The following is a 15,634-nucleotide window of genomic DNA, read 5'->3' as shown; positions in this document are numbered from 1 at the left end:
CGGTCGACCACCTGCGTCACGTCACGTCTCCCCTGCTCGCCCTCCACCGCGGCCGACCGACCTCGATCGGGGCCGGTCGGGCAACGGCCCTCGGCCCGACCCTATTCCGACCGGGACGGGAGGCCGACTCAGCGGACCGGGTGCCCGCCGGCCGCGAGGGCCTGCTTGACCTCGCCGATCGAGAGCGTGCCGAAGTGGAACACCGAGGCGGCGAGCACGGCGTCGGCGCCGGCCTCGACGGCCGGCGCGAAGTGCTCGACCGCGCCCGCGCCGCCCGAGGCGATCACGGGGATCGCCACCTCGCGCCGGATCGCGGCGATCAGCTCCAGGTCGAAGCCGTCGCGGGTGCCGTCGGCGTCCATCGAGTTGAGCAGGATCTCCCCCGCGCCCAGCTCGGCGGCGCGCACCGCCCAGGCGACGGCGTCCAGGCCGGCCGACCGGCGTCCGCCGTGCGTGGTGACCTCGAACCCGGAGTCGGTGGGCGCGCCCCCGTCGGGCACCCGGCGCGCGTCGACGGACAGCACCAGCACCTGGTTGCCGAACCGGTCGGCGATCTCGGCGACCAGGTCGGGACGCCGGATCGCCGCGGTGTTGACGCCCACCTTGTCGGCCCCGGCGCGCAGGAGGCGGTCGACGTCGTCGACCGACGCCACCCCGCCGCCGACTGTGAGCGGGATGAAGACCTCCTCGGCGGTGCGCGAGACGATGTCCATCGTGGTCGCCCGGCCCTCGTGCGAGGCCGAGATGTCGAGGAACGTCAGCTCGTCGGCGCCCTCGGCGTCGTAGAGCCGGGCCAGCTCGACGGGGTCGCCGGCGTCGCGCAGCTCGAGGAAGTTGACGCCCTTGACCACGCGCCCGCCGTCGACGTCGAGGCACGGGATCACCCGCACCGCCAGGCTCATCGGGCGCCGCCGCGGGTCAGCGCGAGGGCGTCCTCGAGGGTGAACCGGCCCTCGTAGAGCGCCGTGCCGGCGATGGCCCCCTCGACGCCCTCGGGCACGAGCTCCATCAGCGCGGCGATGTCGTCGAGGGTCGTGACGCCGCCCGAGGCGATGACCGGCCGGTCGGTGGCGGCGCACACGTCGCGCAGCAGCTGCAGGTTCGGGCCCTGGAGCATGCCGTCCTTGTTGACGTCGGTGACGACGTAGCGCGCGCAGCCCTCGGCGTCCAGGCGCGCGAGCGTCTCGTAGAGGTCGCCGCCCTCACGGGTCCAGCCCCGCGCGGCCAGCGTGCGGCCGCGGACGTCGAGGCCGATGGCGATGCGGTCGCCGTGCTCGGCGATGATCCGCGCGCACCACTCGGGGCTCTCCAGCGCCGCGGTGCCGATGTTGACCCGGCGGCAGCCGGTGGCCAGCGCCGCGGCCAGCGACTCGTCGTCGCGGATGCCGCCGCTCATCTCGACGTCGATGTCGAGCCGGCCGACGATCTCGGCCTGCAGCTCGCGGTTCGAGCCGCGGCCGAAGGCGGCGTCGAGGTCGACGAGGTGGAGCCACTCCGAGCCGGCCTCCTGCCAGCGCAGCGCCGCGGCGATCGGGTCGCCGTAGGCGCGCTCGGAGCCGGCGACGCCCTGGGTGAGCTGGACGGCCTGGCCCTCGGTGATGTCGACGGCGGGGAGGAGCTGGAGGTGGGTCATCGGAGGACTTCCTAGGAGCGGCGGAACAGCACGGTGTACAGCATGGGGGCCGCCAGCAGCGAGACGGCCAGGGCGAGCGCGCGAGGCGCCCACGTGGCGGTGAACGCCACGACGAGCAGGTTCAGGAGCACCAGCAGCAGGGCGAGCACGGTCAGACGTCGGCGCCGGCGCTGCGCCAGGACGCCGGTGGTCCGCCGCGAGCGCGACGGGCGGGGCAGCAGCCGACCGACGGCGTCGCGTCGCGCCCGGCGTCGCTCGGCCCGCTCGGCCTCGGCCGCCCGCGCGGCCGCGACCAGGGCGGCCTGCGCCTCGCGCTCGGCCCGCCGCCGTGCGCGCTCCTTCGCCATCGTCGCGGCCCGCTCAGCCGGCCGCGAGGGTCGTGACCCAGGTGCGCAGCAGCGCCGCTCCGGCGTCGCCGGACTTCTCGGGGTGGAACTGGGTGGCCCACAGGGGGCCGTTCTCGACCGCCGCGACGAACCGGTCGGACGCGCCGGCCGGGCCGTGCTCGGCCCAGGTGACCAGGGGCGCCCGGGTGCGGTCGTTGGTGACCAGCGTCCACTCGCGCACCCCGTAGGAGTGCACGAAGTAGAAGCGCTCGTCCTCGAGGCCCGCGAACATGCGGCTGCCCTCCGGCGCCTGCACGGTGTTCCAGCCCATGTGCGGCACGACCGGCGCCTGCAGCCGCTCGACGACGCCCGGCCACTCGTCGCAGCCCTCGGTCTCGACGCCGTGCTCGACGCCGCGGGCGAAGAGCACCTGCATGCCGACGCAGATGCCGAGCACCGGCCGACCGCCGGCCAGCCGGCGTCCGATCAGCCGGTCGCCCTTGACCGCGCGCAGACCCGCCATGCAGGCGGCGTAGGCGCCGACGCCCGGCACGAGCAGGCCGTCGGCCGCCAGGCCGGCCTCGAAGTCGCTGGTGAGCTCGACCTGCGCGCCGGCCCGCTCGACCGCACGGACCGCCGAGCGGAGGTTGCCGCTGCCGTAGTCGAGGACGACGACGCGGGGCCGCGCGCTCAGAGGGTGCCCTTGGTGGACGGCACGCCGGTCTCGCGGGGGTCGAGCGCCACCGCGTCGCGGAACGCCCGGGCGAAGGCCTTGAACTGGGTCTCGACGATGTGGTGGGGCTCGCGCCCGGCGAGCACCCGCACGTGCAGCGCGAGGTGGGCGTGGAAGGCGATGGTCTCGAAGACGTGGCGGGTCAGGGAGCCGAGGTAGCCGACGCCCGAGCCGCCGAGCACGACGTACTGCTGGCCCTCCGGCTCGCCGGCGTGCACGCAGTAGGGCCGGCCCGAGACGTCGACGACGGCCTGCACCAGCGCCTCGTCCAGCGGCACGGTGGCGTCGCCGAAGCGGCGCACGCCGGCCTTGTCGCCGAGCGCCTCGCGCAGCGCCTGGCCGAGCACGATCGCGGTGTCCTCGACGGTGTGGTGGGCGTCGATGTGCACGTCGCCCTCGACCCGGACGACGAGGTCGACGAGGCTGTGCCGGGAGAACGACGAGAGCATGTGGTCGTAGAACCCGACGCCGGTCGACACCTCGTGCCGGCCGGTGCCGTCGAGGTCGACCTCGACGAGGACCTTCGACTCCTTGGTCTCCCGCTCGATGCGCGCGGTACGGCTCACGACTCTCTCCTCACCTCGACCAGCGCCTCGCGGAACGCGGTCATCTCCTCCGGGGTGCCGATCGACACCCGCAGCCAGCCGTCGGGGCCGACCTCGCGGATCAGCACGCCCCGGTCGAGCAGACCCTGCCAGACCGCGCGCCGGTCGGCGAACCGGCCGAACAGCGCGAAGTTGGCGTCGGTGTCGGCGACCTCGAGCCCCTGCTCGCGCAGCCAGACGACGGTGCGGTCGCGCTCGGCGCGCAGCGCGTCGACCTGGCCGAGCAGCTCGTCGGTGTGCCGCAGCGCCGCCAGCGCGGTGGCCTGGGTGACCGCCGAGAGGTGGTAGGGCAGCCGGACGACGCGGATCGCGTCGCAGATCGCCGGGTCGGCGGCCAGGTAGCCCAGCCGCAGCCCGGCCCCGGCGAACGCCTTGCTCATCGTGCGGGTGACGACGAGGTTGCGGTGCACGGGCAGCAGCTCGAGCGCGCTGGGCGTGCCGGAGCGACGGAACTCGCCGTACGCCTCGTCGACGACCACGACGCCGTGGTCGCCCACCGCCTCGCACAGCAGGGTGATGGCCGCGGGCGGCAGCGCGGTGCCGGTCGGGTTGTTCGGACTGGGCAGCAGCACGACGCTCGGCCGCTCGGCGCGCACGAGCTCGCGCGCGGCGTCGAGGTCGATCGAGAAGTCCTCGGCGCGGTGGCCCTGCACCCAGCGGGTGCTGGTGTCGCGGGCGTACTCGGGGTACATCGAGTAGGTCGGCGCGAAGCTGACCGCCGTGCGGCCCGGGCCCCCGAAGGCCTGCAGCAGCTGCAGCATCACCTCGTTGGAGCCGTTCGCCGCCCAGACCTGCGCGGGCTCGATGCCGAACCCCGCGGCCACGGTGTCGCGGGTCAGGTACGCGGCGAGCCCGGCGCGCAGCTCGACGAACTCCCGGTCGGGGTAGCGGTTGAGCGTCGCGGCCGCCCGCGAGACCGCCTCGGCGATGTCGGCGACGCAGGCCGGCGACGGCCCGTAGGGGTTCTCGTTGACGTTGAGCTGCACCGGGACGTCGAGCTGGGGCGCGCCGTAGGGCTCGAGGCCGCGCAGCTCCTCGCGCAGCGGGGGGAAGACCATCGTCGTCGCGCCGTCAGTCGGCGAACCGCACGCGCACGGCGTCGCCGTGGCCGGGGAGGTCCTCGGCCTCGGCGAGCGTGACGACGTGGTCGGCCACGGCGGCGAGGCCCTCGCGGTCGTACTCGATGACGTGCACCGACTTGGTGAACGCGCGCACCGAGAGGCCCGAGGAGTGGCACGCGCACCCGGCCGTCGGCAGCACGTGGTTGGAGCCGGCGCAGTAGTCGCCGAGGCTGACCGGCGCGTGCGGGCCGACGAAGATCGCGCCGGCGTTGGTGACCCGTGCCGCCCAGGCGGCGGCGTCGCGGGTCTGGATCTCCAGGTGCTCGGCGGCGTAGGCGTCGATGACGGCCAGGCCCTGCTCGAGGTCGTCGACCAGGACGACGCCCGACTGCGGACCGGTGAGGGCGGTGCGCACGCGCTCGACGTGCTTGGTGACCGCGACCTGCTTCTCGAGCTCGGCGAGGACGTCGTCGGCCAGCGTCTCGCTCGGGGTGACCAGCACGGCGGCGGCCAGCGGGTCGTGCTCGGCCTGGCTGATCAGGTCGGCGGCGACGTGAGCCGGCTCGGCGGTGTCGTCGGCGAGGATGCCGATCTCGGTGGGACCGGCCTCGGAGTCGATGCCGACCAGGCCCTTGAGCAGTCGCTTGGCGGTGACGACCCAGATGTTGCCGGGGCCGGTGACGAGGTCGACCTTCGCGCACTCGCCGACGCCGTAGGCGAACATGGCGATCGCCTGGGCGCCGCCGACCGCGTAGACCTCCTCGACGCCGAGGAGCGCGCAGGCGGCCAGGATGCTCGGGTGCGGCAGCCCGCCGAACTCCCGCTGCGGCGGGCTGGCCAGCGCGATCGAGCCGACGCCGGCGGTCTGGGCCGGCACGGTGTTCATGACGACGCTGCTCACCAGCGGCGCGAGCCCGCCGGGGACGTAGAGCCCGACGCGGTTCATCGGCACCTTGCGGTGGGTGACCCGCGCGCCCGGCCCGAGATCGGTGACGGCGTCGGTCTCGAGCTCGCGGGCGCTGGTGGCGCGCAGGCGGGCGATCGACTCCTCGAGGGCGGCGCGGATGGCGGGGTCGAGCTCGTCCAGCGCGCGGCGCAGCTCGGCGACGGGCACCCGCACGTCGGCCGGACGGACGCCGTCGAAGCGCTCGTTGAACTCCTGGATCGCCTCGACGCCCCGCTCGCGGACGGCCTCGCAGATCGCGTGCACCGCCGGCACCGCCGCCTCGATGTCGAAGTCGGCTCGGGGCACGGCTGCGCGGTAGTCGGTCTCGGGACCGGCTCCCCGCAGGTCGATGCGTCGGATCATGGGGCCAGTCTACGAAGCGCGCCCGGCGGCCCGCGGATCGGCTCCGAGCCCTGGGCAGCGCGGGTGCGGCACCGCGCGCCCGGAGGGAGGGACCCGCCCGAGGTGGCGCCCACTACCGTGGGTCCGTGATCGCACGGCTGCCGATGTTCCCCCTCAACTCCGTGCTGTTCCCGGGCATGACGATCCCGCTGCACGTCTTCGAGGAGCGCTACCGCGCCCTGGTGCGGCACCTGCTGTCCCTCGACGACCCGATCGACCGCGTCTTCGGCAGCGTCGGCATCCGCGAGGGCTACGAGGTCGGCGACCACGGCGGCCAGTCGGTCTACCGCACCGGCGTCCGGGTGCGGATGACTGAGGTCGAGGAGCACCCCGACGGCACCTACTCCATCGTCGGGGTCGGGCTCGACCGGATCAGCATCGAGCACGTCGACCCCACCGGCGACTTCCCGGTGGCCGACGCACAGGAGCTGCCGGAGGCCACCGAGCAGGTCTCGCCGGAGGTCCTCGAACAGGCTCGCGCCACCTTCACCGCCTACCGGGTCGCGATGGCCGACCTGGCCGGCGACCCGTTCGCGGGCACGCTCCCGCAGGACCCCGAGCTGCTCAGCTGGGCGCTCTCGGCGTGCGCTCCCCTGCCGATGTCCGAGCGGCAGTCGCTGCTCGAGGCGGAGGACGCCGGCGACCGGCTCTCACTGGTCACCCGGCTGCTGCGCGCCGAGCTGCGGGCCATCAACGTGATCCCCTCGCTGCCGGCCACGCAGGTCGCGCGCACCCGCTGGTCGCCGAACTGACCCGCCGGTGGCCCGCTCCGACCGTCCCGGCCGCCCGGGCCGCCGCGAGTCCGGCGGCACGCCCGCGACCGTCGCGCTCCAGCGCGCCGGGATCGACTTCACCCTGCACCCCTACGCGCACGACGCCCGCGCGGCGCAGGCCGCCGGCGGATACGGGCTCGAGGCGGCGCACGCCCTGGGCATCGATCCCGTCCGCGTCTTCAAGACCCTCATGGCGAGCGTCGACGGCAGCCTCAGCGTGGCCATCGTGCCGGTGACCGGTCAGCTCGACCTCAAGGCGCTCGCCCGCGCGCTGGGCGGCTCGAAGGCCGCGCTCGCCGACCCGGCGGCAGCCGAGCGGGCCACCGGGTACGTGGTCGGCGGCATCTCCCCGCTCGGCCAGCGGCGCCCCCACCCGACCGTCGTCGACGCCTCCGCGCTCGAGCACCCGACCGTCCTGGTCTCGGCGGGCCGGCGCGGCCTGGACGTGGAGCTGGCGCCGGCGGCTCTCGTCGAGCTCACCGGGGCCAGCGTGGCCGCGATCGGCCGCTGACGTCACCCGACGTCGGCCGGGACGGTCAGTCCGTGGTCAGCGAGGCGTGCACGTGCGCCGTCCGGCCGTCGCTGCGCACCTCGAGCCCGAAGCCGTCGAGCGGACCCAGGTCGGCCTGCTGGTCGACCGAGTCGATGATCGGGTCGAGGTCGGCGTAGCCGACGATGCCGGTCGGGTCGCCCCCGGTGACGGCGCGGAAGCCCGGCTGGCCACCGAGGTCGCCGCCGGCGAGCACCCGCTCCGACCACTCCTGGTCGCCGCCGGCGACGGCCCGGCCGTCGTCCGCGGTGATCTGCACGTACCTGCTGAGGTCCTGGCCGACGATGTCGGACACCGAGCGGAGCAACGTGGTGAGGTTCGAGCCGTCGCCGGGCACCTCGAGCGCGACCGGCAGCCGCTCGCCCTTGGTCGCGAAGAACTGCGGACCGACGCTCAGCGAGAAGCCGCCCGTGACGATGTCGATCAGCGACGACAGCGCGGGGCGCAGCGACGTGCCGCCGAGGAAGGAGCCCAGGCCGGTGGCCAGGCCGTCGACGATGCGGTCGCGCTGCTCCTGCGGCAGGCCGCCGGACGCGCCGGGGCTGCCGAGCGCGATGGTGGTCTCGTCGGGCAGCCGGGTGAGCAGCTCGGGGCGACCGTCCAGCGTCACCTGGCCGCCGCCCGCGGCCTGTCGCACCTCCGACACCAGGTCGATCTGCACCGCGGAGTCGCGGAAGCCGATCTGCAGGCCCGCGGCCGGCGAGAGATCGGCCTCGGCGAGAGCCGAGTCGGGCACGCCCGCGATCGTCCCGAGGCCGCCGGCGGCGCTCGTCGCCCCCTTGATCAGCCGGCCGAGCGAGCCGGGCGCGAGGTAGCCGGTGACGACTCCCCGGTCTCCGGCGGCGCTCGTCCAGCGGTCGAAGTCGGCGGAGTCGGCCAGCGAGGACGATGCGGCGGCGTCCAGCGCCTGCTGCGCGTGCTCGGCGGAGTCGGACACCGCGGCCCAGTCGCCCTTGACCGCGACCCCGACCTGGTCGTCGCCGGAGCAGGCCGCCAGCGCCTTCAGGTCGCGCTCGGCCGCGGCGTCGTCGGTGACCTCGAGGGTCAGCAGCGGACGCACGGCGTCGCCGTCGCCGGGCAGCGCCGCGAGGCCGGCGCGGTCGCCGATCCAGCCCTTGACGGAGTCCTCGCCGACCTCGGGGCAGCCGGCGTCCCGGACGACCAGCGCGGCCAGCGCGCCGGCCACGTCGGTGCTGCCGAGGTCGCCGTCGAGGCCGAGGGCCTTCTTGAGCTGCGGGAACTTCTGGAACGTGCCGAGCGCGTCGAGCTTCTGCCGACCGCTCGGGTCGACGGTGAGGCCGACGTAGGCGAGCGCGTCGGCGGGCACGGCCTCGGCGGCCTGGGCGCCCTCAGCGGTGTACCAGGACACGCCCCAGGCCACGCCGCCCGCGACGAGCGCCAGCGCGACGCCGCCGCCGACCAGCCACGGCGCACGGCGCCGGCGGCGCGGCGAGGGACCGAGGACGTCGACGGTCGGGCCGCCGGTCGCGGCGGCAGCCTGGGCGGCGGTCGGCTGCTGGTCGGGCGCGGAGCCCGACGGCGGGAGGATGGGATCGGTCATGGCGGGCCTCCGAGACGGGGTGGGGTTCAGGGGCGTCGGCACCCCGGCAGGAAGAAGAAGACCACATTCGCGGCCAGGGCCGCAGCCGCGGGCCAGACCAGCACCAGCACCCACGACCCGAGGCGCAGGTCGCCCGGTATCGGCGTGCGGTCGGCCGCGGTGCGCGCGACGACGTCGGGGTCCGGCGGACCCAGGTGCTGGCCGATCTGCCACATGAGGACGCCGGCGACCGTGGCGCCGAGCACCAGACCGGCCAGGGTGACCAGCTCGTCGCGCGCCAGGGCGAGCGACAGGACGAGTCCGAGCACCAGCCCGGCGACCCCTGCGATCAGCACGTAGAGCGCCGTGGCGGCGAACGGGTCGCGGTAGTCGGTCTCGTCGAGCCCGACCCACGAGCCGTTGACCGCGGCGCCCCGCGGCAGCGTCGCCAGGTGCTCCCACAGCCAGCCGGCCGCGGCGCCCGCGACCGCCAGCACGACGACGCAGACCACCGCCTGGACGACGCTGCGCCCCCAGCGCTCCCGGCCGCTCGGCCGCGGCTCGGACGGGCCGGGCTGTTCGAGCGACTCCGGCGCCCCGGCCCGGACGGCGTCGTCCCCCGTCGCGCTCAGCTCAGACATCCCGGCCCCAGCAGCTGCTTGAGATCGGCGAACAGCGCGGGCGTCGGCGTCACCCGCAGCGTGTCGTCCAGACGCATCACCTTCGTGGCCTCCCGGGTCAGCAGGCGCAGCCGCACCTCGGTCAGGCCGGGGTGGGTGGTCAGGACGTCGCGCAGCTGCTCGACCATCGGCGCGGTGCAGCGGGTCGAGGGCAGCGAGATCACCACCGGCCCCGACGGCCCGTCGGAGAGGTCGGGCACCGAGACCTCCTGGCCGTGCAGCTCGGGGGTGTCCTTGCTCCGCGAGAGCCGACCCCGGACGGTGAGGATGGCGTCCTGCGCGAGATGGTGCGAGACGAGCTGGTAGGCGCTGGGGAAGAACAGCACGTCGATGGCGCCGTCGAGGTCCTCGAGGGTGACCATCGCCCACGGGTCGCCCTTCTTGGTGATCTTGCGCTGCACCGAGGTGACCAGGCCGCAGACGGCGATCGGGCTGCCGTCGCCGCGCTCCTCGTCGAGCAGTAGCTGGCCGATCGTGCAGTCGGTGCCCTGGGAGAGCACGTGCTCGAGGCCGAGCAGCGGATGGTCGGAGACGTAAAGGCCGAGCATGTCGCGCTCGTGCGCCAGCAGCGTGGTCTTGTCCCACTCGGGCAGCTCGGGGAGCGTGACGCTCACGCCGAAGGAGCCGCCGGCGTCGAGATCGTCGAGACCGCCGAAGAGGGAGTCCTGGCCGATCGCCTCGTTCTTCTTGATGTCGACGTACTGGTCGACGGCCGTCTCGTGCACCGCGACCAGCGCCCGGCGCCGATGGCCGAGGTCGTCGAAGGCGCCGGCCTTAACCAGCGACTCCAGCACCCGCTTGTTGCAGGCGGGCAGCGGGATCTTGGCCATGAAGTCGTTGAAGTCGGTGAACCGGCCCTGCTCGCGTCGCGCCGCCACGACGTGGTCGACGACGTTGGCGCCGACGTTGCGCACCGCGGTGAGCCCGAAGCGGATGTCGGAGCCGACCGGGGTGAAGTCGTGGGCCGACTCGTTGACGTCCGGCGGCAGCACCCGGATGCGCATCCGCCGGCACTCGTTGAGGTAGACGGCCATCTTGTCCTTGTCGTCCTTCACCGAGGTGAGGAGCGCGGCCATGTACTCGGTCGGGTAGTTGGCCTTGAGGTAGGCGGTCCAGTACGTGATGACGCCGTAGGCCGCCGAGTGCGACTTGTTGAAGGCGTAGTCGGAGAAGGGCAGCAGGATCGCCCAGAGGGTGTCGATGGCGTCCTGCGGGTAGCCGCGCTCGAGCATGCCGGCCTGGAACCCGGCGTACTGCTTGTCGAGCTCCTCCTTCTTCTTCTTGCCCATCGCGCGGCGCAGGTTGTCGGCGGCGCCGAGGGTGAAGCCGGCGAGCACCTGGGCGATCGCCATCACCTGCTCCTGGTAGACGATCAGGCCGTAGGTCTCCCCCAGCACCGGCTCGAGGGCCTCGGCGAGCGCCGGGTGGATCGGCTCGATCGGCTCGCGGCCGTTCTTGCGCCGGGCGTACTTGTTGTGCGAGTCGGCGCCCATCGGGCCCGGGCGGTAGAGCGCGGAGACGGCGGTGATGTCGGCGAACTGGTCGGGCTGCATGGAGCGCAGCAGGGCCCGCATGCCGCCGCCGTCGAGCTGGAAGACGCCGAGGGTGTCGCCGCGGCCCATCAGCTCGTAGGTGGCGCGATCGTCGAACGGCACCTCCTCGAGCACGACCTTCTCGCCCCGGTTGGCCTCGATGCCCGCGAGCGCGTCGTCGAGGATGTGGAGGTTCGAGAGGCCCAGGAAGTCCATCTTGACCAGGCCCAGCGACTCGCACATGGGGTAGTCGAACTGGGTGATGACCGCGCCGTCCTGGGGCCGGGCCATGATCGGGACGACGTCGATCAGCGGGGTGCTGGACATGATCACGCCGGCCGCGTGCACGCCCCAGTTGCGGATCTGGCCCTCCAGGCCCAGCGCCGTCTGGTAGATCGTGCGGACGTCGGGGTCGGCGTCGTGGAGGGCGCGGAACTCCTGGCCGTCGTTGTACCGCTTGTGCTCGGCGTTGAAGAGCTCCTTGAGCGGCACGCCCTTGCCCATGACGTCGGGGGGCATGGCCTTGGTGATGCGGTCGGAGATCGCGAAGCCGTGGTCGAGCACGCGGGCGGCGTCCTTGATCGCCGCCTTCGACTTCAGCCGGCCGAAGGTGGCGATGTAGGCGACCTTGTCGCTGCCGTACTTGTCGGCGACGTACTGGATGACCTCGGCCCGACGCTGGTCGTCGAAGTCGATGTCGAAGTCGGGCATCGAGGGACGCTCGGGGTTGAGGAACCGCTCGAAGAACAGGCCGTGCTCCAGCGGGCACAGGTCGGTGATGCGCAGGGCGTACGCGGCGATCGAGCCGGCGCCGGAGCCGCGGCCGGGGCCGACCCGGATGCCGTGGTCCTTGGCCCACTGGATGAAGTCGGCGACCACGAGGTAGTACCCGCAGTAGCCCTTCTGGGAGATGATCGCCAGCTCCATGTCGACCCGGTCGCGCACCTCCTGCGTGAGGCGCTCGCCCGGGTAGCGGTGCTCGATGCCGCGCCAGACCTCCTTGGCGAACCACGACTCCTCGGTCTCACCGGCGGGGACGTCGGCGCGGGCCATGTAGCCGCCGGTGTTCTCGTGGAACTCCACCTCGCAGCGCTCGGCGATGGCGAGGGTGTTGTCGCACGCCTCGGGCATGCCGAAGCGCACCTCCCACAGCTCGCGCATCTCCTGCGGCGACTTGATGTAGTAGCCGCCGCCGTCGAACTTCAGCCGGTTGGGGTCGGAGAGCCGCTTGCCCGAGGCGACGCAGATGAGGGCGTCGTGGGCGTCGGCGTCCTCGGGGTTGTTGTAGTGCGAGTCGTTGGTGGCCAGCGGCGGGATGCCGAGCTCGCGCCCCAGGCGCAGGAGGTCGTCGCGGACCCGCTTCTCGATCGAGATGCCGTGGTCCATCAGCTCGAGGAAGACGTTCTCGCGGCCGAAGATGTCCTGCAGCTCCGAGGCCTCCTGGAGCGCCTCGTCCCACTGGCCCAGCCGCAGGCGGGTCTGGATGGCGCCGCTCGGGCAGCCGGTGGAGACGATCAGGCCCTTGCTGTGCTCGGCCAGGATCTCCTTGTCCATGCGCGGCTTGTAGAAGAAGCCCTCGAGGCTGGAGCGCGAGGAGAGCCGGAAGAGGTTGTGCATGCCCTCGGTCGACTCCGCCCACATCGTCATGTGGGTGTACGCGCCGCCGCCGGCGACGTCGTCGCCGCCCTCCTCGGCGAGGTCGCCCTTGCCCCACCGGACGCGCCGGCGCTCGCCGCGCGGGGTGCCCGGGGTCAGGTACGCCTCGATGCCGATGATCGGCTTGACGCCCGCCTTGCGCGCCTTGGAGTAGAAGTCGTAGGCGCCGTGCAGGTTGCCGTGGTCGGTCATCGCGATCGCCGGCATGCCGAGCCGCGCGGTGCGGTCGAAGAGGCCGCCGAGCAGCGACGCGCCGTCGAGCATGGAGTACTCGGTGTGGACGTGCAGGTGGACGAACGAGTCTCCGGTGCCCATGTGACGGACGTGCTCCCGCAGGGTCGAGGTGGCTGGATCGGGCGGCGCGGCCGCCGGGTGACCCGAAGGTCCGGGGAAGGCTGCCGAGTCTAGGCGAGCCGCTCCGCGATCGTGTCAGGGCCCGCCGACAGTCTCGGACGCGGCCGCGAGGCTCTCGGTGATCACGGCGTCGAGGATGCGGGCGACCCCCTCGGGGGCGAGCGCCGGCACCCGGGCCGCCACCCGCGCCGCGCAGGCGGCCTCGCGGGCGGGGTCGCGCCCGGGCGTCCGCTTGTGCGGCTGGACGGCGGCGGTGAGCGCCGCACGCCGCGCGAGGAGGTCGCCGAGGGCGAGGTCGACGTCGTCGATGCGGGCCCGGAGGAAGGCCAGCGGGTCGGCGCCCGGCCAGGCGGCCCGGACGTCGGGCGCGCCCTCCTCGTTGCCCGAGCCGTCGGTGGTCTCGAGCTCGATCACGCCGTGCCGGGCGTATAACGCCCGGGCCGGGGCGTTGCTCTCGAACACCCAGAGCTCGAACCCGTCGGGCCGCAGGCCCTGCACGAGTGCGAGCAGCGCCGAGCCGACCCCGCGGCCCTGGTGCTCGGGGGCGACGTAGAGGTCGTCGAGCCAGGCGCCGGTCAGCGTCGCGTAGCCCAGCAGGCCCGAGGCGTCCTCGGCCAGCCAGACCTCGTGACGCGCGAGGTCGAGGGAGCCGAGGTGGGCGAGCACCTCGGCGTGCGGGTGCACCGGCGCCGGCATGGCCGGGACGGCGTGCCGCCGCGCCGCCCAGTGCAGCGCGGCGACGGCCGGGAGGTCGTCGGGCGAGGCGGGACGCAGGACGAGGTCGGCGGCGTCAGTGGGCACCGCGGATGACCTCGAGCGCGTGGGCGAGGTCGTCCGGGTAGGGCGACTCGTAGCTCACCTGCTCGCCGGTGTCGGGGTGCTCGAAGCCCAGCCGGACGGCGTGCAGCCACTGCCGCTCCAGCCCGACGCGGCGCGCGAGCGACGGGTCCGCGCCGTAGGTGAGATCGCCGACGCACGGGTGCTTGAGCGCCGACATGTGCACCCGGATCTGGTGGGTGCGGCCGGTCTCGAGGTGCACCTCGAGCAGACTGGCGAACCGGTGTGCCTCGAGGGTCTCGTAGTGCGTGACCGACGCCCGCCCGTCCGCCATGACGGCGAATTTGTAGTCGGCCTTGGGGTGCCGGCCGATCGGCGCGTCGATCGTGCCCTCGAGCGGGTCGGGGTGGCCCTGGACGAGCGCGTGGTAGGTCTTGTCGACCGTGCGCTGGCGGAAGGCGTCCTTCAGCACCGAGTACGCGTGCTCGGACTTCGCGATCACCATGACGCCCGAGGTGCCGACGTCGAGCCGCTGGACGATGCCCTGCCGCTCGGAGGCCCCGCTGGTGGCGATGCGGAAGCCGGCGCCCGCGAGGTGGCCGACGACCGTGGGGCCGGTCCAGCCCGGCGAGGGGTGCACGGCGACGCCCACCGGCTTGTCGATCACCACGATGGCGTCGTCGTCGTGGATGATCCCGATGCCCTCGACCACCTCGGGCACGATCTCGAGCGGGTCGACCAGGCTGGGCACGGTGACCTCGAGCAGGGAGCCCGGCACGACGCGGTCGCTCTTGCCGACGGCGAGGCCGTCGATCAGCACGTGGCCCTGGGCGATCAGGTCGGCCGCACGGGTGCGGGAGAGCCCGAACATCCGCGCGATGGCGGCGTCGACCCGCTCGCCGGCCAGCCCGTCGGGCACCGGCAGGGTGCGCTGTTCGCCGCCGGTCACGCCGTCTGCTCCGGGGAGTCCGCGGGCCCGGGAGGCTCAGCCGACCCGGACGGCTCCGCCGCGCGTCGGCCGTCGAGCCGCACGCCGCGGAAGGTCTGGACGAGGATGATCGCGGCGGCGAGGTTGATGCAGACGTCGGCGAGGTTGAAGATCGGCCAGTTCGGCAGCATGAGGAAGTCGACGACGTGGCCGCGCAGCGGCCCGGGGGCGCGCACAAGCCGATCCGTGAGGTTGCCCGCGACCCCGGCGAGCAGCAGCCCCAGGCCGGCCGCCCACAGCGGCGTCGCCAGGCGTCGGCTCAGCACGAGCACCACCACGACCGCCGCGATCGCCAGCAGGCTGAGGCCCGCGGTGAAGCCGGTGCCGGTGGAGAACGCGGCCCCCGGGTTGCGCACGAGGTTGAGCTGCAGCAGGGAGCCGACCAGCGGCACGTCGTCACGGCCGGTCAGGTGCTCGACCGCGAGCACCTTGGTGACGACGTCGGCGGCGTAGGCGACCAGCGCGACGACCGCGAAGAGGATCCGGGCCCGGCGTCGGGCGGCACGAGGGGGCTCCGACTCCGCGCCGGCGATGCCGGCGGTGGCGTCTAGCGACGCTCCTCCCGCTGCTTGCATGACATGCACAGTGTGGCACGCGGGAAGGCCATGAGCCGCATCTTGCCGATGGGCCCGCTGCACGCCTCGCACACGCCGTAGGTGCCGTCGTCGATGCGCTGGACGGCCCGCTCGATCTGGGCCAGCTTGTCGCGCTCGTTGCTCAGGACGGTCAGCTCGTGGTCGCGCTCGAAGCTCGACGAGCCGACGTCGGCCTGGTCGTGGCCCGCGCCGTCGCCGGAGTCGCGCATGAGGTGGGAGAGCTCGGCCTCGAGCTCGCCGACGACCTCTCGGCTGTGGGCCTCCTGCTCGCGCAGCTCGGCGAGCACCTCGTCGAGCTCGGCCTGGGTCCAGGCCTCCTCGCCGTCCTTGACGACGAGGGACGCCGCGGCGGCTCGGCTGGTGCGACTGGTGCGTGACTCGGCCTGGGACACGGATCGGCTCTCCCTCGGTGGACGGTGGAAGGGGATTGCTCAGGACTGCTCGACGGGACGTGGTCGTCGGGAGAAGTGTCCAGGGTGGGC

16 protein-coding genes are annotated in these 15,634 nt (G+C 73.8%); 2 read left to right on the top strand and 14 right to left on the bottom strand.

The window, feature by feature from the left end; all coding sequences use genetic code 11:
- Positions 1-128 precede the first annotated feature (128 nt).
- The 7 genes from hisF to hisD are packed head-to-tail and all read right to left on the bottom strand — an operon-like array spanning position 129 to position 5,667.
- Entirely contained in the window at positions 129-902 is a 774-nt protein-coding gene (gene hisF, locus K8Z61_RS02580; RefSeq protein ID WP_224126497.1) for an imidazole glycerol phosphate synthase subunit HisF, read from the bottom strand.
- A complete protein-coding gene (gene priA, locus K8Z61_RS02575) occupies positions 899-1,633 on the bottom strand; it encodes a bifunctional 1-(5-phosphoribosyl)-5-((5-phosphoribosylamino)methylideneamino)imidazole-4-carboxamide isomerase/phosphoribosylanthranilate isomerase PriA (protein WP_224126496.1) in 735 nt (244 codons plus the stop codon). Before priA ends, hisF begins: the two co-directional genes overlap by 4 nt.
- An 11-nt stretch (positions 1,634-1,644) precedes the next feature.
- Positions 1,645-1,980: a hypothetical protein gene (locus tag K8Z61_RS02570; protein WP_224126495.1), complete on the bottom strand. Its 336-nt coding sequence runs from the start codon at positions 1,978-1,980 to the stop codon at positions 1,645-1,647.
- A 13-nt stretch (positions 1,981-1,993) separates the two neighbouring features.
- Positions 1,994-2,653 carry an imidazole glycerol phosphate synthase subunit HisH gene (hisH, locus tag K8Z61_RS02565; RefSeq protein WP_224127591.1) on the bottom strand — a complete coding sequence of 220 codons (660 nt, stop codon included), beginning with the start codon at positions 2,651-2,653 and terminating at the stop codon, positions 1,994-1,996.
- A complete protein-coding gene (gene hisB / locus K8Z61_RS02560; RefSeq protein WP_224126494.1) occupies positions 2,650-3,258 on the bottom strand; it encodes an imidazoleglycerol-phosphate dehydratase HisB in 609 nt (202 codons plus the stop codon). The genes hisH and hisB overlap by 4 nt, the downstream gene beginning before the upstream one ends.
- Positions 3,255-4,355, bottom strand: a complete 1,101-nt coding sequence (locus K8Z61_RS02555; RefSeq protein ID WP_224126493.1) for a histidinol-phosphate transaminase — start codon at positions 4,353-4,355, stop codon at positions 3,255-3,257. The genes hisB and K8Z61_RS02555 overlap by 4 nt, the downstream gene beginning before the upstream one ends.
- Before the next feature lie 13 nt (positions 4,356-4,368).
- Positions 4,369-5,667, bottom strand: coding sequence for a histidinol dehydrogenase (gene hisD, locus K8Z61_RS02550; protein WP_224126492.1), 1,299 nt, complete (start codon positions 5,665-5,667; stop codon positions 4,369-4,371).
- Between the two features lie 125 nt (positions 5,668-5,792).
- On the opposite strand from hisD, the gene K8Z61_RS02545 reads away from it, so the two are divergent.
- Both K8Z61_RS02545 and ybaK read left to right on the top strand, forming a co-directional pair.
- Complete coding sequence (locus K8Z61_RS02545; protein ID WP_224126491.1) at positions 5,793-6,458, top strand: LON peptidase substrate-binding domain-containing protein; 666 nt, start codon at positions 5,793-5,795, stop codon at positions 6,456-6,458.
- Positions 6,459-6,465: 7 nt separating this feature from the next.
- Positions 6,466-6,990, top strand: coding sequence for a Cys-tRNA(Pro) deacylase (gene ybaK, locus K8Z61_RS02540; protein ID WP_224126490.1), 525 nt, complete (start codon positions 6,466-6,468; stop codon positions 6,988-6,990).
- A 25-nt stretch (positions 6,991-7,015) separates the two neighbouring features.
- On the opposite strand, the gene K8Z61_RS02535 is transcribed toward ybaK, so the two are convergent.
- From K8Z61_RS02535 to K8Z61_RS19190, 7 genes are all read right to left on the bottom strand, one after another.
- Complete coding sequence (locus tag K8Z61_RS02535; RefSeq protein WP_224126489.1) at positions 7,016-8,590, bottom strand: DUF3352 domain-containing protein; 1,575 nt, start codon at positions 8,588-8,590, stop codon at positions 7,016-7,018.
- 26 nt (positions 8,591-8,616) lie between these two features.
- Positions 8,617-9,210 (bottom strand): hypothetical protein, encoded by a 594-nt coding sequence (locus K8Z61_RS02530; RefSeq protein ID WP_224126488.1) that lies wholly within the window; start codon positions 9,208-9,210, stop codon positions 8,617-8,619.
- The gene (dnaE, locus tag K8Z61_RS02525) at positions 9,198-12,752 is read right to left on the bottom strand and encodes a DNA polymerase III subunit alpha (protein ID WP_224126487.1); all 3,555 of its coding nucleotides are present in this window, start codon (positions 12,750-12,752) and stop codon (positions 9,198-9,200) included. Before dnaE ends, K8Z61_RS02530 begins: the two co-directional genes overlap by 13 nt.
- A gap of 114 nt (positions 12,753-12,866) precedes the next feature.
- Complete coding sequence (locus K8Z61_RS02520) at positions 12,867-13,592, bottom strand: GNAT family N-acetyltransferase (protein ID WP_224126486.1); 726 nt, start codon at positions 13,590-13,592, stop codon at positions 12,867-12,869.
- Positions 13,582-14,517, bottom strand: coding sequence for an RluA family pseudouridine synthase (locus K8Z61_RS02515; RefSeq protein ID WP_308116735.1), 936 nt, complete (start codon positions 14,515-14,517; stop codon positions 13,582-13,584). The genes K8Z61_RS02520 and K8Z61_RS02515 overlap by 11 nt, the downstream gene beginning before the upstream one ends.
- Positions 14,514-15,131 carry a signal peptidase II gene (lspA, locus tag K8Z61_RS02510; protein ID WP_224126485.1) on the bottom strand — a complete coding sequence of 206 codons (618 nt, stop codon included), beginning with the start codon at positions 15,129-15,131 and terminating at the stop codon, positions 14,514-14,516. The genes K8Z61_RS02515 and lspA overlap by 4 nt, the downstream gene beginning before the upstream one ends.
- On the bottom strand, positions 15,104-15,544 hold the full coding sequence (locus tag K8Z61_RS19190; RefSeq protein WP_224126484.1) for a TraR/DksA C4-type zinc finger protein: 441 nt from the start codon (positions 15,542-15,544) through the stop codon (positions 15,104-15,106). Before K8Z61_RS19190 ends, lspA begins: the two co-directional genes overlap by 28 nt.
- Positions 15,545-15,634 lie beyond the last annotated feature (90 nt).

The organism is Nocardioides sp. TRM66260-LWL (assembly GCF_020075545.1).
Lineage (GTDB): Bacteria > Actinomycetota > Actinomycetes > Propionibacteriales > Nocardioidaceae > Nocardioides.
Note: the sequence above shows the minus strand (reverse complement) of the source record. Positions and strands in the feature narration are given on the sequence as shown.

What these genes read in the sequence shown, in the direction of transcription:
- K8Z61_RS02530 (WP_224126488.1), bottom strand. Translation starts at nt 9,210, where the DNA reads ATGTCTGAGCTGAGCGCGACGGGGGACGACGCCGTCCGGGCCGGGGCG.
- hisD (WP_224126492.1), bottom strand. Translation starts at nt 5,667, where the DNA reads ATGATCCGACGCATCGACCTGCGGGGAGCCGGTCCCGAGACCGACTAC.
- K8Z61_RS02570 (WP_224126495.1), bottom strand. Translation starts at nt 1,980, where the DNA reads ATGGCGAAGGAGCGCGCACGGCGGCGGGCCGAGCGCGAGGCGCAGGCC.
- K8Z61_RS02555 (WP_224126493.1), bottom strand. Translation starts at nt 4,355, where the DNA reads ATGGTCTTCCCCCCGCTGCGCGAGGAGCTGCGCGGCCTCGAGCCCTAC.
- K8Z61_RS02535 (WP_224126489.1), bottom strand. Translation starts at nt 8,590, where the DNA reads ATGACCGATCCCATCCTCCCGCCGTCGGGCTCCGCGCCCGACCAGCAG.
- dnaE (WP_224126487.1), bottom strand. Translation starts at nt 12,752, where the DNA reads ATGGGCACCGGAGACTCGTTCGTCCACCTGCACGTCCACACCGAGTAC.
- lspA (WP_224126485.1), bottom strand. Translation starts at nt 15,131, where the DNA reads ATGCAAGCAGCGGGAGGAGCGTCGCTAGACGCCACCGCCGGCATCGCC.
- priA (WP_224126496.1), bottom strand. Translation starts at nt 1,633, where the DNA reads ATGACCCACCTCCAGCTCCTCCCCGCCGTCGACATCACCGAGGGCCAG.
- hisF (WP_224126497.1), bottom strand. Translation starts at nt 902, where the DNA reads ATGAGCCTGGCGGTGCGGGTGATCCCGTGCCTCGACGTCGACGGCGGG.